At 72.8% G+C, this 20728-nt stretch carries 14 protein-coding genes, 5 tRNA genes and 1 pseudogene; 11 read left to right on the forward strand and 9 right to left on the reverse strand.

All coding sequences use genetic code 11. The features are described 5' to 3' along the window. The first annotated feature begins 261 nt into the window (after positions 1-261). Positions 262-3234 carry a glycoside hydrolase family 9 protein gene (locus GA0070216_RS22680; protein WP_091249811.1) on the forward strand — a complete coding sequence of 991 codons (2973 nt, stop codon included), beginning with the start codon at positions 262-264 and terminating at the stop codon, positions 3232-3234. Positions 3235-3442: 208 nt separating this feature from the next. Beyond that, entirely contained in the window at positions 3443-5926 is a 2484-nt protein-coding gene (locus GA0070216_RS22685; protein ID WP_091249880.1) for a non-reducing end alpha-L-arabinofuranosidase family hydrolase, read from the forward strand. Between the two features lie 66 nt (positions 5927-5992). Here the strand turns inward: GA0070216_RS22685 and GA0070216_RS22690 are convergent, their stop codons facing one another. From GA0070216_RS22690 to bioB, 3 genes are read right to left on the reverse strand one after another with little or no spacing between them, the layout of a single operon-like run. Further along, positions 5993-6499 carry a GNAT family N-acetyltransferase gene (locus GA0070216_RS22690; RefSeq protein WP_091249814.1) on the reverse strand — a complete coding sequence of 169 codons (507 nt, stop codon included), beginning with the start codon at positions 6497-6499 and terminating at the stop codon, positions 5993-5995. A gap of 3 nt (positions 6500-6502) precedes the next feature. Then, positions 6503-6748 carry a biotin synthase auxiliary protein BsaP gene (gene bsaP / locus GA0070216_RS22695; protein WP_091249883.1) on the reverse strand — a complete coding sequence of 82 codons (246 nt, stop codon included), beginning with the start codon at positions 6746-6748 and terminating at the stop codon, positions 6503-6505. Positions 6749-6755: 7 nt separating this feature from the next. Next, positions 6756-7751, reverse strand: coding sequence for a biotin synthase BioB (bioB, locus tag GA0070216_RS22700; protein WP_091249816.1), 996 nt, complete (start codon positions 7749-7751; stop codon positions 6756-6758). Between the two features lie 327 nt (positions 7752-8078). On the opposite strand from bioB, the gene GA0070216_RS22705 reads away from it, so the two are divergent. Together GA0070216_RS22705 and bioD are read left to right on the forward strand one after the other, a co-directional pair. Beyond that, entirely contained in the window at positions 8079-9239 is a 1161-nt protein-coding gene (locus tag GA0070216_RS22705; protein ID WP_091249820.1) for an 8-amino-7-oxononanoate synthase, read from the forward strand. A gap of 136 nt (positions 9240-9375) precedes the next feature. Next, positions 9376-10080, forward strand: coding sequence for a dethiobiotin synthase (bioD, locus tag GA0070216_RS22710; RefSeq protein WP_091249886.1), 705 nt, complete (start codon positions 9376-9378; stop codon positions 10078-10080). Between the two features lie 80 nt (positions 10081-10160). Here the strand turns inward: bioD and GA0070216_RS22715 are convergent, their stop codons facing one another. The 3 genes from GA0070216_RS22715 to GA0070216_RS22725 form a co-directional block, all read right to left on the reverse strand. After that, positions 10161-11666: a SulP family inorganic anion transporter gene (locus tag GA0070216_RS22715; protein WP_091249824.1), complete on the reverse strand. Its 1506-nt coding sequence runs from the start codon at positions 11664-11666 to the stop codon at positions 10161-10163. A 762-nt stretch (positions 11667-12428) separates the two neighbouring features. After that, positions 12429-13634, reverse strand: coding sequence for a cytochrome P450 (locus GA0070216_RS22720; protein WP_091249827.1), 1206 nt, complete (start codon positions 13632-13634; stop codon positions 12429-12431). Positions 13635-13643: 9 nt separating this feature from the next. After that, positions 13644-14312 (reverse strand): class I SAM-dependent methyltransferase, encoded by a 669-nt coding sequence (locus GA0070216_RS22725; protein ID WP_091249831.1) that lies wholly within the window; start codon positions 14310-14312, stop codon positions 13644-13646. A gap of 196 nt (positions 14313-14508) precedes the next feature. On the opposite strand from GA0070216_RS22725, the gene GA0070216_RS22730 reads away from it, so the two are divergent. Then, positions 14509-15381, forward strand: a complete 873-nt coding sequence (locus tag GA0070216_RS22730; RefSeq protein WP_245722646.1) for a hypothetical protein — start codon at positions 14509-14511, stop codon at positions 15379-15381. Positions 15382-15430: 49 nt separating this feature from the next. Here GA0070216_RS22730 and GA0070216_RS22735 read toward each other — a convergent pair whose 3' ends face one another. Continuing rightward, positions 15431-18361: a M36 family metallopeptidase gene (locus tag GA0070216_RS22735; protein WP_091249834.1), complete on the reverse strand. Its 2931-nt coding sequence runs from the start codon at positions 18359-18361 to the stop codon at positions 15431-15433. Positions 18362-18479: 118 nt separating this feature from the next. Beyond that, complete coding sequence (locus GA0070216_RS22740) at positions 18480-19079, reverse strand: TetR/AcrR family transcriptional regulator (RefSeq protein WP_091249892.1); 600 nt, start codon at positions 19077-19079, stop codon at positions 18480-18482. Between the two features lie 297 nt (positions 19080-19376). Between GA0070216_RS22740 and GA0070216_RS22745 the strand changes: the two genes are divergently transcribed. The 6 genes from GA0070216_RS22745 to GA0070216_RS22765 all read left to right on the forward strand — a co-directional run bounded on the left by GA0070216_RS22745 (position 19377) and on the right by GA0070216_RS22765 (position 20288). After that, positions 19377-19449 (forward strand) — tRNA-Gly (locus GA0070216_RS22745). A gap of 34 nt (positions 19450-19483) precedes the next feature. Further along, a tRNA-Cys gene (locus tag GA0070216_RS22750) sits at positions 19484-19554 on the forward strand. A gap of 13 nt (positions 19555-19567) precedes the next feature. Further along, positions 19568-19639: transfer RNA gene (locus GA0070216_RS22755), tRNA-Val, on the forward strand. Between the two features lie 222 nt (positions 19640-19861). Beyond that, positions 19862-20011 (forward strand): hypothetical protein, encoded by a 150-nt coding sequence (locus GA0070216_RS34670; protein ID WP_176739089.1) that lies wholly within the window; start codon positions 19862-19864, stop codon positions 20009-20011. 120 nt (positions 20012-20131) lie between these two features. Beyond that, a tRNA-Gly gene (locus GA0070216_RS22760) sits at positions 20132-20204 on the forward strand. Positions 20205-20213: 9 nt separating this feature from the next. Continuing rightward, a tRNA-Val gene (locus GA0070216_RS22765) sits at positions 20214-20288 on the forward strand. 76 nt (positions 20289-20364) lie between these two features. On the opposite strand, the pseudogene GA0070216_RS22770 reads toward GA0070216_RS22765, so the two are convergent. Further along, positions 20365-20728: pseudogene (locus GA0070216_RS22770) on the reverse strand (hypothetical protein); the annotation flags it as partial.

Raw genomic sequence — 20728 nt, forward strand, 5'->3', positions numbered from 1 at the left:
CGGCAGGCCCGCCGTGGCCGCCCCGACCGGGGTCGGTGCGGGCCGGCCGGGGCAGGTGCGCGGGAGGCTACTTCCGGTGTCGGCGGTGTTGGCCTCTTCACAAAACGATGACCGACCGATTACATTGGCGCACATCCATGGGAGCGCTCCCGCGCCTCCTTCGGGCTTACCACCACCCGCCTCCGGCGGCCCCACCAACCGCGACGCCCGTCCCCGCGTCCGATGGGTGCCGCCGGAGGCACCACCGACAGGAGTCCCGTCATGCAGCACCCGAACCGGCCCGGCCGGTCGGGCGGGGGCCGGCCTCGGCTCCGCCGCCTGCTCGCCGCCGGTGTCGCTCTGACCAGCGGCCTGGCCCTCGCCGTCAGCACGCTCCCGCTCACCGCCGGGGCCGCGCCCACCGCTGCCGAGCGCGCCGAGGTAGCCGGCACCGGCATGTTCAACTATCCCGAGGCGCTGCAGAAGTCGCTGCTGTTCTATGAGGCGCAGCAGTCCGGCAAGAAGCCGTCCTGGAACCGGGTCTCCTGGCGGGGCGACTCCGCGCTGACCGACGGCGCGGACGTCGGGGTGGACCTCACCGGTGGCTGGTACGACGCCGGTGACCACGTGAAGTTCGGCTTCCCGATGGCGTTCAGCGCCACCATGCTCGCCTGGGGCGCGGTCGAGTACCGCGACGGGTACGTCGCCTCCGGTCAGCTCACCCCGCTGTTGAACAACCTGCGCTTCGTCAACGACTACTTCATCAAGGCGCACCCCTCGGCGAACGTGCTGTACGGGCAGGTCGGCAAGGGCGACGACGACCACAAGTGGTGGGGTCCGGCCGAGGTGCTGCCGATGGCGCGGCCCGCGTACAAGATCGATGCGAGCTGTGGGGGCGCGGACCTGGCGGGGGAGACGGCGGCGGCGATGGCCGCGTCGTCGATGGTGTTCCGGCCCACCGACGCCGCGTACGCCGACAAGCTGCTCACCCACGCCAAGCAGCTCTACACGTTCGCCGACACGGTGCGCAAGAGCTACCACGAGTGCATCACCGACGCGACCAGCTTCTACAAGTCGTGGAGCGGCTATCAGGACGAGCTGGTCTGGGGGGCGATCTGGCTGCACCGGGCCACCGGCGACGCCGCCTACCTGACCAAGGCCGAGAGCGAGTACGACAAGCTGGGCACCGAGCCGCAGTCCACCACCCGGTCCTACAAGTGGACGATCGCCTGGGACAACAAGCAGTTCGGGGCGTACGTGCTGCTGGCCAACCTGACCGGCAAGCAGAAGTACGTCGACGACGCCAACCGGTGGCTCGACTACTGGACGGTCGGCATCAACGGCCAGAAGGTGCCCTACTCGCCGGGCGGGATGGCCGTCCTCGACTCCTGGGGCGCGCTGCGCTACGCCGCCAACACCAGCTTCGCGGCGCTGGTCTACAGCGACAAGACCACCGACGCCACCCGCAAGGCGCGGTTCCACGACTTCGCCGTCCGGCAGATCAACTACGCACTCGGCGACAACCCGCGTAAGTCCAGCTACGTGATCGGGTTCGGCGCCAACGCGCCGAAGAACCCGCACCACCGCACCGCGCACGGTTCCTGGTGGGACAGCCAGACGGTGCCGGTGGAGACCCGGCACGTGCTCTACGGCGCACTGGTCGGCGGCCCGTCCTCGGCCAACGACGCCTACACCGACAGCCGGTCGGACTACGTGATGAACGAGGTCGCCACCGACTACAACGCCGGTTTCACCTCCGCGCTGGCCCGGCTCTCCCAGGAGTACGGCGGCACCCCGCTCGCCAACTTCCCGACCGCGGAGACCCCGGACATCGCCGAGCTGACCGTGGAGACCACGGTGATGCAGGCCGAGCCCCGGGCCACCGGGCTGAAGGCGGTCGTCTACAACAAGTCGGCGTTCCCGGCGCGGGCGCTGACCAACGGGAAGTTCCGCTACTACTTCCGCCCGGAGGGCAGCACCGCCGTCCAGGTCACCTCCGGCTACACCCAGGGGTGCCCGTCGCCGTCGACCGCCAAGCAGCTCTCCGGCGACATCTGGTACGTCGAGGTGGACTGCACCGGCTACCCGATCGCCCCGGCCGGGCAGTCGCAGCACCGGATGGAGGTGCAGTTCAAGATCGGCGTACCGGAGGGCGGCACCTGGGACCCGACCAACGACCCGTCCTACCAGGCGACCGCCGGCCCGAACCCGAAGGTGCCGTTGTACGCCGGGACCACCCGGGTCTGGGGTGACGAGCCGACCTCGACGCCGACGGACACCACCCCGCCCACCGTCCCCGGCACCCCGGTCGTCTCGGCGATCGGCCCCACCTCGGTCACGCTGACCTGGCCCGCGTCCACCGACACCGGCGGCAGCGGCCTGGCCGGCTACGACGTCGTGCACGAGACGGTCGGCAGCGACGTGGTGATGTCGCACCGCACCACCACCAACAGCCTGACCCTGACCAACCTCTCGCCGGCCAGGAACTACCGGTTCTCGGTCCTGGCCCGCGACGGCGCCGGCAACAGCTCGTTGTGGTCGTCGCCGCTTGCGGTGGCCACCCCGGCCGGCACCGGCTCGGACACCACCGGTCCGACCCCGCCCGGCACCCCGACCGCGTCGAACATCGGCACGAACGGGCTCACCCTGAGCTGGACGCCGTCCACCGACAACGTCGGGGTCCTCGCCTACCGGATCTACAAGACGTCCTGGCCGGCCCATCTCGTCGTGGCCACGGGCACCGGCACCACCCAGCAGGTGACCGGGCTGACGCCGGACACGTCGTACGGGTTCTACGTGGTGGCGGTGGACGCCGCCGGCAACCCGTCCACCCCGTCGAAGACGCTCACCGTGCGGACCCTGCCGGACACCACGACGCCGACCCCGACGCCGACCTCTACCCCGACTCCCACTCCCACCCCGACCACGCCCGCCTCGTCGTGCAAGGTCGGTTACACCACCAGTGACTGGACCAGCGGCTTCACCGCGAGCATCAGCATCACCAACACCGGCACGACCGCGCTCAACGGTTGGAACCTGGCCTTCACCTTCCCCACCAGTGGACAGAAGGTCAGCCAGGGCTGGTCGGCGACGTTCGCCCAGACCGGTGCGGCGGTCACCGCGACCAGCATGAGCTACAACGGGGCGCTCGCCCCGGGTGCGTCCACCAGCATCGGGTTCAACGGCACCCACACCGGCAGCAACCCGAAGCCGACCGCCTTCACCCTCAACGGGGCCGCCTGCACGATCTCCTGATCCTCGACGTGGCGTGGCCGGCACCGCACCCTGGGTGACCGGCCACGTCGCGTCGGACCGTGTCGACCAAAATTGTTCCGAAACTTTTCCGAAACATCTTTGTTCAGACCGGTGCAGGATGGAAACATCGATGGCACTAGATTTAACAACCAAGACGTCCGGCCGTCCCGCCCCGACGGCCTGGGTGTTGGCCAGCAAGGAGGCCACGATGGCAATGAGCCCATCCGTTTCTCGCGGCGGGAGTCGGCGACGGCGATCGCCCGCCGTCCGAGCGCTGCTCGCCGGCGCGGTCAGCGTCGTGACGGTGGCAGCCGTCGCGGTGATGATGCCGTCGGCGAACGCCGCCGCGACCACGCTGGGCGCGGCCGCCGCGCAGTCGGGCCGGTACTTCGGCACGGCGATCGCGGCCGGCCGGCTCGGTGACTCGACGTACAGCACGATCGCCGGCCGCGAGTTCAACATGATCACGGCTGAGAACGAGATGAAGCCGGACGCGACGGAGCCGAACCAGAACCAGTTCGTCTTCACCTCCGGCGACCAGATCTACAACTGGGCGACCCAGCGGGGCCTGAAGGTCAGGGGCCACACCCTGGCCTGGCACGGCCAGCAGCCCCCCTGGATGCAGCGCATGAGCGGCAGCGCGCTGCGCAGCGCGATGATCAACCACATCAACGGGGTGATGGGCCACTACAAGGGCAAGCTCGCCGCCTGGGACGTGGTGAACGAGGCGTTCGAGGAGAACGGCAGCCGTCGTCAGTCCAACCTCCAGGGCACCGGCAACGACTGGATCGAGGTGGCGTTCCGGACCGCGCGGGCGGCCGACCCGTCGGTGAAGCTCTGCTACAACGACTACAACATCGAGAACTGGTCGTACGGCAAGACGCAGGGCGTCTACCGCATGATCCAGGACTTCAAGTCCCGGGGCGTGCCGATCGACTGCGTCGGCCTGCAGACCCACTTCACCGGCGGCAGCTCGCTGCCGAGCAACTTCCAGACCACGCTGTCCAGCTTCGCCGCCCTCGGCGTGGACGTGGCGCTGACCGAGGTCGACGTCACGAACTCCTCGACCACCCAGTACGCCGGGCTGACCCAGGCGTGCCTGAACGTGCCGCGCTGCATCGGCATCACGGTGTGGGGCGTACGCGACAGTGACTCCTGGCGCGCGAACGAGAGCCCGCTGCTGTTCGACGGCGGCGGCAACAAGAAGGCCGCGTACAACTCGGTCCTCAACGCGCTCAACGCGGCTCCCCCGACCTCCGGGCCGACCACGGGACCGCCCACGAGCCCGCCGACGAGCCCGCCCACGAGCCCACCGCCCTCCGGCGGCGCCGGACGGATCGTCGGCGTGCAGTCGGGCCGGTGCATCGACGTGCCGAACGCCACCCAGACCAACGGCACCCGGGTGCAGCTCTACGACTGCAACAGCCAGTCGAACCAGCAGTGGACCTACACCGCCAGCAAGCAGTTGCGGGTCTATGGCACGAAGTGCCTGGACGCGAACGGCGCGGCCACCGCGAACGGCACCGGAATCATCATCTGGGACTGCAACAGCGGGGCGAACCAGCAGTGGAACGTCAACGCCAACGGCAGCATCAGCGGCGTGCAGTCCGGCCGCTGCCTGGACGTCTGGGGCACCGGCAACGGCCAGCAGGTCCAGCTGTACGACTGCCACGGGCAGACCAACCAGCAGTGGCGCACCGACTTCGGTGGTAGCACGCCGCCCACCACCACGCCGCCGCCGACCACGCCGCCGCCGACCACCACGCCCCCGCCGGGTGGTGGCTGCGCGCTTCCGTCGACCTACCGGTGGTCCTCGACCGGCGCGCTGACGAACCCGAAGAACGGCTGGCTCTCGCTCAAGGACTTCACCAACGTCGTCTACAACGGCAAGCACCTGGTCTACGGGTCGTACGTCAACAGCAGCGGCCAGTACAGCTCGATGAACTTCAGCACGTTCACCAACTGGTCCGACATGGCCTCGGCCGGCCAGAACGGCATGAGCGAGGGCACCGTGGCGCCCACGCTGCTGTACTTCGCCCCGAAGAACATCTGGGTGCTGGCGTACCAGTGGGGGCCGACCTCGTTCAGCTACAAGACGTCGAGCGACCCGACCAACGCCAACGGCTGGTCCTCGGCGCAGACGCTGTCCACCGCCACCCTCCCGGACGCCCCGTACGGCGTGATCGACCAGACCCTCATCGGCGACGACCAGAACATGTACCTGTTCTTCGCCGGGGACAACGGCAAGATCTACCGGTCGAGCATGCCGCTCGGGAACTTCCCGGGCAGCTTCGGCTCGAGCTACACGACGATCATGACCGACTCGTCCAACAACCTGTTCGAGGGCGTCGAGGTCTACAAGGTGCAGGGCCAGAACCAGTACCTGATGATCGTCGAGGCGATCGGGAGCCAGGGGCAACGCTACTTCCGGTCGTTCACGTCCACCAGCCTGGGCGGCTCGTGGACCCCGCAGGCCGCCAGCGAGAGCAACCCCTTCGCCGGCAAGGCCAACAGCGGCGCGACGTGGACCAACGACATCAGCCACGGTGACCTGGTCCGCACCAACCCCGACCAGACCAAGACCGTCGACGCCTGCAACCTGCAGCTGCTCTACCAGGGCAAGGACCCCAACGCGAAGGACGACTACAACCGGCTGCCGTGGCGGCCGGGTGTCCTGACCCTCCAGCGCTGACGCACATCCGTTCACGGACAACCAGGGCGTGTCCGGCACCGTGGGTGCCGGGCACGCCCGCCCGGTTCAGTCGGCCAACTCCTCCGCGAGCAGGTCCATCAGCAGCGCGTCGTGCCAGCGCCCGTCCGCGCCCCGCTCGTAGCGGCGCATGATGCCCACCGGACGGAACCCCACCTTCGCGTACGCGCGGATGGCCGCCGTGTTCGCCGCCGCCGGGTCGATGGTGAACCGGTGGTGGCCGTACTCGTCGACCAGGTGCCGGACCAGGGTGCGGATCGCGTCCCCGCCCAGCCCGGTGCCGCGAACCGCCGGGTCGAGGAAGACGTCCAGACTGGCGTGGCGGTAGTCCGGTTCGGTCTCGGCGTACCACTGGATCGCCCCGACCAGCCGGTCGGAGTGCTCGATCGCGTAGACCGTCAGCGCGTCGTCGGCCAGGTCGGCCCGCACCGACCCGGCCAGGTCGTCGCCGCCGCGCCACCAGCGGCGCACCTCCGGGGTGGCCCGGATCGCGGCCAGGGCGGGCACGTCCGCCTCCGTCACCGGCCGCAGCAGGACCGCCCGCCCCCGCAGCACGCCTCAGCCCCGCCGCTCGCCGTGCGCGACGCAGACCGCCGACCAGCCGACCGGCAGCACCTGCACCTTCATCCGCCGTCGGCAGTGCGCGCAGTAGCGGGGCGGCTCCAGCACCCGGGCCGTCGCACAACCCGGGTGCGGGCCCGCCGTGGCGTCCGCACCACAGCGGTCGCACCAGGTCGCGGCCGGCGTCAGCACGGCGAGTTCCGCCGTACGGCCGTCGGTGGTCGGGTCACCCGCGTCGGTCATCATCGCCTCACAGGGTGGCGGAGAGTGCCTTGACGGGCATCTTCAGATCGTCGAGCAGCTTCAGGTCGTCGGTCGCCGGCCGACCCAGCGTGGTCAGGTAGTTGCCGACGATCACCGCGTTGATGCCGCCGAGCAGGCCGTCCCGGGTGCCCAGGTCGCCGAGGGTGATCTCCCGGCCGCCCGCGTACCGCAGGATGGTGCGCGGCATGGCCAGCCGGAACGCGGCGATGGCCCGCAGCGCGTCCTTGCCCTCCACCACCGGCCGGTCACCGAGGGGGGTGCCCGGACGCGGGTTGAGGAAGTTCAGCGGGACCTCGTGCGGGTCGAGTTGGGCCAGCTGCGCGGCGAACTCGGCGCGTTGCTGCACCGTCTCACCGAGGCCGAGGATGCCACCGCAGCAGACCTCCATGCCGGATTCGCGGACCATCCGCAGCGTCTCCCAACGCTCCTCCCAGGAGTGCGTGGTGACCACGTTCGGGAAGTAGGAGCGGCAGGTCTCCAGGTTGTGGTTGTAGCGGTGCACGCCCATCTCGACCAGGTCGTCGACCTGCTCCTGGCTGAGCATGCCCAGCGACGCGGCGACCTGGATGTCGACCGCCGCCCGGATCGCGGCGACCCCCTCGCGCATCTGCTTCATGAGTCGGTCGTCCGGGCCGCGCACGGCGGCCACGATGCAGAACTCGGTCGCCCCGGTCGCCGCCGTCTGCTTCGCCGCCTCGACCAGCGACGGGATGTCCAGCCAGACCGAGCGGACCGGGGAGGTGAACAGGCCGGACTGCGAGCAGAAGTGGCAGTCCTCCGGGCAGCCCCCGGTCTTGAGCGAGACGATCCCCTCGACCTCGACCTCCGGGCCGCACCAGCGCATCCGCACCTCGTGGGCGAGCTGGAGGGCGGCGGGGACGTGCTCGTCGGGCAGGGTCAGCACGGCGAGGACGCCGGCCTCGTCGAGGCCGACGCCGTTGCCCAGCACCTGGGTCCGGGCCTGGTCGAGGATCTCTGGCATGGCTCGTACCCTACAAGGCGGGCGCGGGCCGGGAAACGGCCGAGCTACCGGCCGCCGGCCGCCTCCGGCCTGGTGTCGGGGCGACCCGGGCCGCCCTTCGATCCCGCCTCGTCCACACCCGTCACGCGTCGGTGCGGCGGGCCCGCCGCCACGCCGGTGCCGGCCCGGCGGATGGTAATTTCGCCCGGCGGCGGCAGCGCCGCCACCCGTCCGGCGGATCGCGCCGGACGGGGTCGGTCGTCCGGCAGCAGGTGCCGGGCGGGACGGCGCCGGCCGGTGGCACGGGCCGGGCGGAGCGGGTCGAGTGGCGGACGGAGGCGATGACCGGTGGCGGACTGGCTGGCGGCCCTGGACCGCCGCGCCGCACTGCGGGCGAAGGCGGGGCTCACCCGCACCCTGCGCCCCCGCGCCGCCGGTGACCCCATGATCGACCTGGCCGGCAACGACTACCTGGGCCTGGCCACCCACCCCGAGGTGGTCGCCGCCGCCGGCCGGGCCCTCGCCGGGTACGGGTTGGGCGCCACCGGCTCCCGGCTGGTGCGCGGGTCCACCGACGTCCACCACGCGCTGGAGGACGAGCTGGCCGACTGGCTCGGCGTCGAACGGGCGCTGGTCTTCTCCTCCGGCTACCTGGCCAACCTCGCCGCCGTCCGGGGCCTGGTCCAGCCACGTACCCTGCTCGTCTCCGACGCCCACAACCACGCCTCGCTGATCGACGGTTGCCGGATCTCCGGCGCGGAGACCGTGGTCACCGCGCACGTCGACGTCGACGCCGTGGCCGCCGCGCTCGCCGCCGCGCCGGGCCGTCCGGCGGTGGTGGTCACCGAGTCCGTCTTCTCCGTCGACGGCGACCTCGCCCCGCTGGCCGCGCTGCACGCCGTGGCCCGGCGGCACGGCGCGTTGCTGCTGGTCGACGACGCGCACGCGCTCGGCGTCACCGGCCCGGCCGGGGCCGGCGCGGTGGCCGCCGCCGGGCTCGCCGGTGCGCCGGACGTGGTGGTCACCGCAACCCTGTCCAAGGCGCTCGGGGGCGCCGGTGGACTGGTCGCCGGTCCGGCCGAGTTCGTCCGCCACCTGGTGGAGACCGGGCGCACCTTCATCTTCGACACCGCGCCACCGCCTGCGGTCGCCGCCGGGGTACGCGCCGCCGTGGCGCTGGCCCGGACCGCCGACGACCTGCGTGCCGAGCTGGCCGACCGGGCCCGGCACGCGGTACGCCGCCTCGGCGCGGCCGGGCTGACCGTGTCCGCCCCCGACGGCGCGGTGGTCTCGGTGACCGCCCCCGGCCCGGAGGCCGCCACCGCCTGGGCGGCCGACTGCCGTGACCGGGGTGTCGCCGTCGGCTGCTTCCGTCCGCCGTCCACCCCGGACCACCGTTCCCGGCTGCGACTGACCCTCTCGACCGGGGTGACAAGAGCGGACTTCGAACACGCCCTGGAGGCCATAGTGGAGTGCGCCCCGCAGTCGCGAACCGAGGTCCTGCCGTGAGCGCGAGGAGGGAGCCGGGTTTGCGAGCCCCGCAGTCGCGAGCTGAGGTGACGCCGGTGAGCGCGAGGAGGGAGCCGGGTTTGCGAGCCCCGCAGTCGCGAGCTGAGGTCCTGCCGTGAGCGGGTGGAAGGGTGCGGTGCTGGTCACCGGGACCGACACCGAGGTCGGCAAGACGGTGGTGACGGCGGCGATCACCGCTGCCGCGCAGGCCGCCGGCCTACGGGTCGCGGTGGTCAAGCCGGGCCAGACGGGTACGGCCACCGGCGAGCCCGGCGACATCGACTCGGTGACCCGGCTGGCCGCCCCGCTCACCGGTCGCACCCTGTCCAGCTACCCGGACCCGCTCGCCCCGCTGGCGGCGGCCCGGGTCGCCGGGTTGGAGCCGCTGGAGCTGTACACCGCCGTCGACGCGATCCGCGCGGAGGTCGACAAGCACGACCTGGTGCTCGTCGAGGGAGCCGGCGGGCTGCTGGTGCCGATGGGGCTGCGCCCGTCCGGCGAGGCGTGGACGGTCGCCGACCTGGCGGTGTCGCTGGGCGCTCCGGCGGTGGTGGTGGCCCGGGCCGGGCTCGGCACCCTCAACCACACCGCGCTCACCCTGGAGGCGTTGGAGCGGCGGGCCGTACCCGCCGGGGTGGTGATCGGTGCCTGGCCGGCGGAGCCGCAGCTGGTGCACTGGGCGAACCTGACCGAGCTGGTGCCGAACATGCTCGGTGCGCTGCCGACCGGTGCCGGGTCGATGGACCCGGGGGTGTTCCGCCGGTCCGCCCCGGGCTGGCTCACCCCCGACCTGTACGGGGTGCTCGACGACTGGCGCACCTGGGCCGAGGACGCCGGCTGAACCCGGACCGACACCGGGGGCACCTGACCGGCGGTGCCGGTGGGCGGCAGCCCACCGGCCGTTCGTCGGGCCGGTCGGTCTCACTCGGCGGTCCGTACCGGGCCGAGCCGCTCGGCCGGCGCCGAGCGCGGGGCGACGACCTGCACGTGGCCGCCGACGGCGCGGTGGTGCGTTTCGATCCAGGTGTCCAGGGCCATCCGGCAGGCGTGGTCGACGTGCCGCAGGTCGCGCAGGTCCAGCCGGACACTGCGGTCGGTGGGCAGCGCGTGCAGCGCGCTGAGGATGGTGGGCAGCCGCAGGAAGGTGGCGTTGCCGACGAGGGCGACGTCGACCGGCCCGCCGTCGCCGTCGCCCACGATGACCCGGAGGTGAGACGTCTCCCAGGCGGTCTTCACCACCGCCAGGCCGAGACCGACCAGCACGCCGGTGAACATGTCGGTGGTCAGGATCGCGGCGGCGGTCACCATCAGCACCACCGCCTCGCCCCGGTGCTCCCGCCACAGCGCGGGCATCGTCCGTAGCGGCAGCAGCTTGACGCCGGCGTGCACGAGGACGGCGGCCAGCGCGGGCAGCGGGATCAAGGCGACCAGGCCGGGTGCGGCGGCGACGAAGACCAGCAGCCACAGCCCGTGCAGCACCCGGGACGCCTTGCTCCGCGCGCCGGCCTGCACGTTGGCCGAGCTGCGCACGATGACGGCGGTCATCGGCAGCGCGCCGAGCAGGCCGCAGATCGTGTTGCCGGTGCCCTGGGCGACGAGTTCCCGGTCGAAGTCGGTGCGGGGCCCCTGGTGCAGCCGGTCGACCGCCGCCGCGCTGAACAGGCTCTCCGCCGAGGCGACCAGGGTGAACGTGGCGATGGTGGTGAGCACCCCGAGGTCGACCAGCAGGCTCGGGTGCCCGATCGACGGTTGGATCGCCGCGAGCAGCCCCGCCACGTCGATGGTGTCGACCGGCAGTCCCAGCACGGCGGTCGCGCCGGCCGCCGCGGCGACGGCGACCAACGCGCCGGGCACCGTGCGCTGCCTGCCGGGCAGGGCGTTCCAGAGCATCATCAGCGCGAGTGTGGCCACCCCCACGGCGAGCGACAACCGGGCCGCACCGGATTCGGTGAGGTCACCGACCAGCGCCGGCAGCCCGGCGAATGCGGCGAGCCCGATGGGCGGCGTGGTGGCGCCGGCCAGCACGTGCACCTGGCCGGCGATGAGCAGCAGGCCGATACCGGCGAGCATGCCGTGCACCACGGCCACCGAGATGGCCCGGAACCACCGGCCGAGTCGCAGGAGTCCCAACCCGATCTGGAGCAGCCCGGCGACCAGCACGATGGTGCCGAGCCCGGCCAGGCCGTAGCGGTCCACGGCCTCGGCGACCAGCACGGTCAGGCCGGCCGCCGGGCCGCTGACCTGCATGCTGCTGCCGGGCATCAGGCCCACGACCAGCCCACCGACCACGCCGGTGACCAGGCCGAGTTCGACGGGTACGCCGGAGGCGACGGCGATGCCGACACAGAGCGGCAAGGCGACGAGGAAGACGACGAGGGAGGCGGGCAGGTCGGCACGCAGGGTGCGCCAGTTCACAGTGGAGAGCACGATTCACATCCAGGAGGCTGCGCAGCGGTCAACGGGTCGTCACCCTCCGTCGTGGCGCACCGGGCGGCGGCACGACAGGCAGGGGGCGGCGGTCTGTTGCGGGCTGGGGACGACGGGGTCGTCGCCGGCCGGCCGGAGGGTCGCGGAACGGTGACAGGCGGGGTGGAGCCGATCGCCGCTGCTCAGCAGCGCAGCACGCTGGATCGGAGCGGCGCGGTTCCGGGTTGGGGTTCGTCGGTGGTCGGCCGACCGGTCGCTTCCCGCTGTCGCCGGCTGAGCGTCCCCCGCACACTCCGGCATTCCGGCCCCGTCGGGTCGCGTCGTTCCGTCGATGGCTGTCCGCGGCCCGCCCGTCCGATTGCCGGACCGACCTCCCCCCCGGCCCGGTCCGCCCCGGCGTTGTCCGGTAGGGCAGGGCCGACCATCAGACGTTTATGTACGTCAATGTCTGATGTTACCGGAAGCTCGCGATTAATACGAGCGTATGACTGGTGCGGGAGGCGGTGCGATGATGCGCCGAAAGGCGTGGCCGTTCGTGCCGGTGAGGTGGAGGCGACCGTGGGACCCCACCCGGCGGAGGCGGTTGCGGGAACGGACGGTTGCGGGTCGGGACGCAGGGTGACCGCCACGGGCAGCAGCAGGACGATGCTGAGCAGTGGGACGAGGATGGTCGGCCTGCGCTGCACCCTCACCCCCGGGCAGATAGGCGTGCTCACGAGACGCGCGTCGACAAGGGGTTCAACCCGCCGCCGCGACGGTGGGTTACGCCCCTTCGCCCGCCGGTGTGTCCGCCACCGTGTCCCGGCTGGTCCGGCGGACCACGAACGCGTCGGGCATCCGGAAGGTGAGGTTGTCCGGGCACCACGGCGGCCGGACCACCGTCACCGCGTCGAGCAGCGGTGCCGCCTCGGCGACCACCACCGCCGCCTCCAGCCGGGCCAGTTGCGCGCCCACGCAGCGGTGCGCCCCCGCCCCGAAGGCCAGGTGCCGGCGGGAACCGCGCTGCCCGGGGCGGAATCCGGCCGGCTCGGCCACCACCTCCGGGTCGCGGCCGGCGCGGGCCAGCCACAGCAGCATCGAGCTGCCCGCCGGCACCGGCGTCCCGCCCAGCGTGGTGTCCGTCGCGGCCACCCGTCGCCAGGTGACGATCGGCGGTTCCAGCCGCAGGCCCTCCTCGACGACATCGGCGACGGCGACGGTGCCGGCCCGCAACCCGGCGCGCACCTCGGGTTCGCCGGTGAGCCGGTGCAGCAGCAGGGTCAGGAACTGACTGGTGGTCTCCTGACCGGCGACCAGCAGGAAGAACAGCGCCCCGACCACCACGTCGGGGGAGTGCCCGGCGCCGCGCAGCCGGGCGGCCAGCCCGCCACCGGCACCGGCGAACTCCCGCAGTACGGCGTGGAACCGGCCCACCTCGGCGGCGAGGGCCTGCTGCCGGTCGGCGTCCAACGGCGCCCAGAACAGCTCCAGCGCCGCCCGCGCGAAGTTCTTCACCGCGCCCACCGGGGCGTCCGGCAGCTCGACCAGCCGGGCCAGCGCCAGCAGCGGCAGGTCGGCGGCGAGCCGGGCGTGCAGATCGACCGGTCGCCCGGCGGCCAGCTCGGCGGCGATCCCGGCCACCCGGGTCCGCACCAGCGCGGTCAGCCACGGCCGCTGGGCGGCCACCCGGTCCGGGTGCAGCGCCTCGGCGACGATCGCCCGGATCTCCGGGTGGCTGGGGCCGGCGTTGTTGGCAAGCGTCGGCGGCAACCGGAACCGGTGCCCGGTGAGCACCCGCAGCGCGGCCACCGGGATGGGGGTCACCGCGTCCAGGGCGTTGTCGGGTCGCCAGGTCACCGGGTCGGCGAGCACCTGCCGGACCAGCGCGTGCCGGGTCACCACCAGGTGGGTGCCGCCGACCCCGTCGACGACCGTGGCCACATCCGGCCAGGGCCCGTCGACGGCCGCCTCCCACCCCCGGAACAGCACGCGGTCACGCTAGCGGGCGGCCCCGGGCGGGGCGGGGTCCAGCTCCCACACCGTGGTGTGCTTCACCCGTACGCTCTCCAGCGCCTCCGGCACCGGCACGTCGTAGGCGGCCAGCTCGCGGAAGCGTTCCCGGGGCAGGAACGCCCGCCCCGGGTCGCCGACCAGCACCCGGGCACCGGACCGGGCGGCCCGCAGCAGGAAGCGCAGCACCCGACGGGCCATCGCCTCGCTGTAGAAGACGTCCCCGGCGAGCAGCACCTCGGCGTCCCCGGCGTCGCCGTCGAGGACGTCGGCCAGTTCGGCGTCGACGCGTACCCCGTTGGCCTCGGCGTTGAGGGCGACGGCGGCGACGGCCCGCTCGTCGATCTCCACCGCCCGGACGGTCGCCGCGCCGGCCCTGGCGGCGGCGATGGCCACCAGGCCGGAGCCCGACGCGAGGTCGAGCACCCGGCGGCCGGCCACCGCCTCCGGATGGTCGGTGACGTAGCGGGCCAGCGCCTGCCCACCGGCCCAGGCGAAGGCCCAGAACGGTGGCGGCTGGGCGCTGCGGAACTCGCCCTCGGTCAGCTCCCACAGGCCGATCGGCTCGTCGGCCTGGTGCAACCGCACCTCGGGTACGAAGGCGACCGGGGTGAGCCGGGCGTGCAGCCGGACGAAGGCGGCGGAGAGTTCGGGCACCCGCCCAGGATGTCAGTCGCACGAACCCCGGCGTGGTCGACCCTCACCGGACCGACGAAGCGGCCTAGCCCACACCGTCACCCGGCGTGTCGGCGGTGCCGGGTGACCGGTTCACCACTGTCGGTGTTAACCGGCCCCGCACTTGCCGCTCGGCGCGAACACGCCCGTCTACCGGCTTTCCCATCCTCCTCATAGCGTGGCGAGTGGACAAGACCGACGGGAGGACGAGGCGGTGGTGATGGTGTGGCGGAACGCGCTACGGGTCGGGGCGGTGCTGGCCTGCCTCACGGGGACAGGGCTCGCCGGGCCGGCGCCGGCATCGGCGGCGGACCGCTTCGCCACCCAGCTGAGCGGCCTGCCGGCCGAGTTCACCGCCGGTGACCAGGTACGAACGGTCTCGGCGGTGGTGTCCCGCAAGGGCAACGGCGGGTGTGTGAAGGTCCGCTGGTCGATGGTGCTCTCGGTGCAGGGGCTGCGGCTGGACCAGGTCAAAATGGACCGGGTCGAGGAGACCGGCTCGTTCCCGCTGGACATCCGGGCCGAGGGGGCGGTGGCCCGGCTGACCGACCGGCAACTCGACCCGGGCACGCTCTGCCCGGACCGGACGGTCACCGCCACCTACCGGGTGGCCTTCGCCGAGGACGTCACCCGGGGCCGGATCACGATGGCCGCCGAGGCGTACGACCCCAACCTGCGGCTGCTCGCCCGGCAGAGTGCCACCCGGCAGGTCGTCGGCACGGCACCGCCGCCCACCACGGCGGCGCCCGAGCCGACCAGCGCGTCGCCGGAGCCGACCGAGGAGGTGCTGGAGCCGACGGGGGAGGAGACCGAGCCGACCGAGGAGGCGCTCGCCGAGGTGCCGCCACCGGCCGCGGCGAACCGCTCGGCCGACCAGAGCGGCGGCTTCGGTCTGGTGCAGGCGGCCTTCCTGCTCGGTGGGCTGCTGCTCTTCCTCGGCGTCGGCCTGCTGATGCGGCTGCGGCAGCTGACCCGGACCGCCTCCGACGGTGTGGAGGGCGATGCCCGCCCGATCCGTCGACCGGTCCGTTGGACCACCGTCCGACGGTGATCGGGGGCCGCCGGGGCCGGGTGGCGCCACCACCCGGCCCCGGCGGGTTTCACTTTCCGAACACCTGGAACTCGGCGATCCGCACCTGGTCGCGCGCCGGGCTGGCGGTCGCGCAGTCGGTCCGGGTGGCCGGGTCGTCGTCCTGCTCACCGGCGTACGCCGGGCCGCCGGTGCACTGGCTGGCCAGCACCTCCAACCGGACGTGGGTGGCGACGGTGGTCGGCACCCGGAACGACCGCAGGATGAGGTCCCGGGAGTAGGCCCGGAACTTCCCACCGGGGAACGCGTCGTCGGCGCTGGTGTGGACCCGGGTCCAGCGGGTCGGATCGGCGCAGTCGGTGGTGGTCGCGTCGCAGGCCGACACCGCGAACGACCGCAGCGCGCTCAGCGCGTTCTGCGCACCGGGGTCGGCGTCGCCGGTGATCGCCGGGCGGAGCATCGCGCTGACGTTGACCCGTTGCACCGGCTGCGGTGCGGTGCCGGGCAGGGTCACGGTGACCTGCCTGCCGGCCACCCCGGTCAGCGACGCCCAGTTGGTGGCCTCGGTGTCGTCGCCGATCCGGTCGAGGTTCACCCCGTCGCCGGTGATGACCGCCCCGGAGGCGGTGGACGCCAGGTTACGGCTCAGCCGCAGGTCGACGTACCCCTGCTGGCCGGCCTTCGCGACCACCTCCCACCGCTGGTGGCCGAAGCCGGGGGCGACCGCCAGCACCTGGTACGTCCCGGCGACGGCCTCGAAGGTGGCCGGCAGCGGGGTGGCCGGGTCGGTGTCGGCGACCGGGGTGGCCCGCGCCTCGTAGTCGCCGACGTAGAGCCGGATCGGCGCGTCCGTGCTGTCGCCCCGGGGGCGCAGGGTCAGCGTGGCGTTGCCGCCGGAGGGGCTGGCGAAGCTCGGCGTCGGGTCGGTGTCGGCCGCGCCGACGGTGGTGGCGTCCCGGCCCATCCCGGAGCGGGCGAACTCGGCCCAGATCAGCTCCTGGTTGGCCCCGCCGAAGCGCAGCCGGTCGGCGGTGAGCAGGTTGTCCCGCATGTCGAGCATGCTGACCTGGCTGGCCGCCTGGAGCAGGAACGAGTCGAAGACCAGCTGCACCCAGCGCCGGTTACCCGGGCAGTTCTCGGCGGCCACCCGGCCCTGCGCGCAGTCGAGCTGCCGCTGCGGCGTGCCCAGGCCGTACTTCTTGACCAGGGCGGCGCGGATGCGGAAGTTGGTCGCGCCCCAGATCTCCCCGTCGGCGTGCACCGCCGGACCGCCGGTGTTGTAGCCGACGTCGGAGTAGTTGAGCGGGCTGCGGCTCAGGTCGTAGTTGCGGATGCCGCTGACCAGGTTGCCGGTGACGTAGCCGCCGGTGACGAAGGGCGTCTCGCCGGGGGCGCGCAGGCCGTGCTCGTAGAGGTACTCGGCGGCGAGCAGGTCGCTCCACGACTCGCCCATCGCCCCGCCCTGGTGCCCGCCGATCCCGGTGTCCGGGCCGGCGATCATCCGGTTGGTGATCGCGTGGGTGTACTCGTGGCCGATCACCGTCATGTCGTAGTCGCCGTCCACACACGGCGGGTACGGCCCACCGGCCTGCGGCTGCCACAGGTACATGTTGGTGGTCGGCGGCAGCCCGTCGCGCGGGGTGGACTGGTTGGCGTTGTTCCGGTTGCCGCTCAGCGCACCCTGCTGGGCCCGCCCCTGCTCGGCGTCGCCACCGAGGCCGGCCCCGCTGACGTTGACCGCCTGGAGGTTCCAGGTGGCCTCGGTGAAGCCGAGGTGCCAGGCCCAGTCGTGCATCCGGTGGTGCATGGCGAACAGGTTGGCGGTGGCGGCGTCGGCGTCGTTGCGCGGCGCGGAGGTGAACGCCGCCGGGTCGCAGCGGGACTGGTGCCACTGGTCGGTGAACGGGTACTCGTAACGCCGGTCCGGGCGGGCGGGGGCGTTGACCAGCGGGCTGCCGGCGCCCCAGGAGACCACCGTGTTGGCGGAGTTGCCCCGGGTGGTGTTGGTGGGTGCGCCGGTGGCCAGGTCGACGTCCCAGGGCTGCCCGCTCGCCGGGTCGCGGAAGGCGGCGACGCAGTCGGCGGCGGGGGTGGCGCACCAGCGGACCCGGGGGTCCTGCCCGGGGGCGAGGTCCTGCGGCGGGGTGGCCGGGTAGACCGCCCAGCTCGGGTTGTCGGAGTCGAAGTCGACCAGGTCCTCGCGGATCAGCACCTTCCCGCTGATCCCGTCGACGTAGGTGGTGAAGGCGGCCGGGTGGTCGCTGTCCCGGCCGATCAGGGTCACCTCGTACGCGGCCCGGGTGCCGTCGAGCGGGGTGGGCACGGCGACCGGGCGCACCTGGTGGCTGGCCACCCCGGTGGCGTCCAGGCCGGCGTCGGCGAGGGCGGCGGCGTACGCCTGCGCGGCGGTGCGGGTTGCCGGGGCGGGGGCCGAGGCGTCCCGGGACAGCGAGGAGCTGACCGAGAGCACGGTGCCGTCGGCGACCGCCACGGTGACCAGGCCGTCGTGGCCGGCGGGCAGGTCACCGAAGCGCTGCCGCAGGGTGACCACCGCGCCGTCGCCGACCGGGCGGACCAGGAGCCGGTCCAGGGCGGCGACGGCGTCGGCGTCCAGCCCGAACAGGTCCCGCTGTTGCGTGAGGTAGCGCCGGGCGGCGGCCTCCGGGTCGGCGGGCAGGCCGGTGGCCAGTCGGGCCGGGCCGAGGGCGTGCGGGGTGCCCAGCCGGTTCCACCGCACCGGGACACCGGTGGCCCGGGCCAGGCTGCGCTGACGGGCGTCGGGTGCGGCCGTACCGGTGCGGTTGTCGACGTCGGCGGCCTGGTGACGGTCGTCGGCGAACGAGCCGGAGCGGCCCGGGGCCGGGGCCGCGGTGTCGCCCGGCGCGGCCGTGGCGGTGCCCCCGCCGGGCAGCAGGGCGGCGACCACGGCGGCGGTCGCCAGTACGGGAACGAGCCGGCGTCGGCGCCGGCTCGTTCGGGGTGTCCACTCCGGTATGGGCACGGAACCTCCTTGTGGGAGCGGGGACCGGCGTGACGCCGGCCCGGCGCAGGCGTGGTTACGCATGCGCATTCGTGAATACCAGGCGAACCGGACGGGGGCAATGGCGCGGGGCGTCGGATCAGACGAGTTGGGCCGGGTCGAGGCCCAGTTCCCGGGCGGCGACCAGCCGGATCCACTCGCCGAACTGTCGCCGCGAGATGACCCGCTCGTGCACGGCGAGCTGGACGGCGAGCCCGTCCATCACCGCGTTGATCCGCCAGGCGGCGCCGGCCGGGTCGGCGCACTCGAAGGTGCCGTCGGCCACCCCGGCCGAGATCACCGCCGCCAGGTCCTGCCGCCAGCGCAGGTCCAGCCGGCGGCAGACCTTCTCCAGTTCCGGGGTACGCAGCGACTCCGCCCACCCGTCGATCCACATCGCCCAGGGCCGGCCGGTCGGGGTGTAGAGGCGCAGGATGCGTCGGACCTTGGTCAGGGGCGGGGTGGCGGAGCGCAGCACGGCGTCCAGCCGGGACAGTTCCTGCTCGACGGCGTACGCGAACGCCTGGGCGAGCAGCCGCTCCTTGGTGGCGAAGTGGTAGAAGACCAGCGCCTGGCTGACTCCGGCGGCGGCGGCCACGTCGGCGGTGCGGGTGTTGGCGAGTCCACGCTCGACGATCACGTCGCAGGCTGTGCGCAGCAGGGAATCCAGGCGGACATCGGCGGCGGCACGTCTTGTCACGCCGCTACGGTAACCCATCGACACGACCACGGGGAGTTACCGAGCCGCCCGATCGGGCAGCTGGCAGTCGGAAGCCGGACAGCGTCCACCGGCGCGTCGGGTAGCTTTCCCGACCTGTTCAATGCAGGTGTGAGCCGACCGCACCGCAATCGTCGACGAACTCTCCTAGGAAGCTCTGGACGTGGGGATGGCGGTCACCCGGCCGCCACTGGACGCGCCGACCGTGAACCCGATTTGGCATCGGTCCGACCGCTCGGCTAGAGTTTCCATCCGTCACCGGGTGTGTTCCGGGGGCAAGCGGACGTAGCGCAGCTGGTAGCGCATCACCTTGCCAAGGTGAGGGTCGCGGGTTCGAATCCCGTCGTCCGCTCGGAGCTGCCGCCACGTATGACGGGGGCAACCTCGGTGGGGTGGCCGAGAGGCGAGGCAACGGCCTGCAAAGCCGTGTACGCGGGTTCAAATCCCGTCCCCACCTCGGTAACAAGCACGGGCGATTGGCGCAGTGGGAGCGCGCTTCCTTGACACGGAAGAGGTCACTGGTTCAAACCCAGTATCGCCCACACGGTCAGTAGGGTCACCTTCCGGGATCGGGAGGTGACCCTACTGCTTTCCCCGCCGGTCGCCGCCACTGGCCGGGCGCATCGGTGCCCCCTGCGCAGCGGAGCCCGAACCCACCCGGGCGGGTTCTCCCGGCTTGTGGGAGGCGATCGCTCTGCGTCGATACGATGTCTATCCTGGCTCCGATTCTTCCAGGGGACGTCGCGACGCCGGGTGGGTGTGGTGTGGGGGAGACCGGCCGGGACCGGTTGCCGGCCGAGCTGACCGACCCGGGCCGGTGGGAGGCGGCGCACTGGCGGCTGCTGGCGGCGGCGGACGCGGCCCGGGCCGACGACCGGCTTGCCGCCGCCGTCCTCGCCGAGCGGGGCCGGTAGCTGGCGGGGCACGGGCGGTGCCGGGGCGGACGTGGGCGGCGCGGACCGGTGGGGTCGGCCGGGCGGGCGATCTTGGAATGAGGTAGAGTTCACCCCGTCGCCGGGGAGACCGGGTGGCACGCGGACGTAGCGCAGCTGGTAGCGCATCACCTTGCCAAGGTGAGGGTCGCGGGTTCGAATCCCGTCGTCCGCTCTCGACCACGGGCGATTGGCGCAGTGGGAGCGCGCTTCCTTGACACGGAAGAGGTCACTGGTTCAAACCCAGTATCGCCCACCAGAGAATCGCGAAGGCCCCGGCTCAACAGAGCCGGGGCCTTCGCGTGGGCGGTGCGTCGGGTCAACTGTTCCAGGGGTCAGCTGTTCCAGTGCGCGGCGACCAGGTCGGCGGCCTGCTGCTCCCACTGGGCGTAGTGGTCGGGGTACGCCGAGACCTGGACGGTCTGGGCGGCCTTGGTCAGGGGCATGTCCTGCCAGCCGTCGACCTGCTTGAGGCCCTTGAGGAACGCCATCGTGGCGTACTCGGGGTCGGTGATCTGCTCCACCGTGCCCCAACCGGACGACGGGCGCTGCTGGAACAGGCCCTGCGAGTCGTGGTCGTTACGGTCACCCAGGTGGCCGAGGTTCTCCAGCTTCGACTCCTGCAACGCGGTGGCGATGGAGACCACGGCGGCCCGCTCGTCCAGGCCCGACTTCTTGGTCGCGGCGATGATCGCCTTG

Source organism: Micromonospora matsumotoense (assembly GCF_900091525.1).
Classification (GTDB): domain Bacteria; phylum Actinomycetota; class Actinomycetes; order Mycobacteriales; family Micromonosporaceae; genus Micromonospora; species Micromonospora matsumotoensis.

Excerpts from the sequence above, each read along its gene's own strand:
- GA0070216_RS22680 (WP_091249811.1), top strand. The coding sequence starts at position 262 with ATGCAGCACCCGAACCGGCCCGGCCGGTCGGGCGGGGGCCGGCCTCGG.
- bsaP (WP_091249883.1), bottom strand. The coding sequence starts at position 6,748 with ATGACCGACGCGGGTGACCCGACCACCGACGGCCGTACGGCGGAACTC.
- bioB (WP_091249816.1), bottom strand. The coding sequence starts at position 7,751 with ATGCCAGAGATCCTCGACCAGGCCCGGACCCAGGTGCTGGGCAACGGC.
- GA0070216_RS22685 (WP_091249880.1), top strand. The coding sequence starts at position 3,443 with ATGGCAATGAGCCCATCCGTTTCTCGCGGCGGGAGTCGGCGACGGCGA.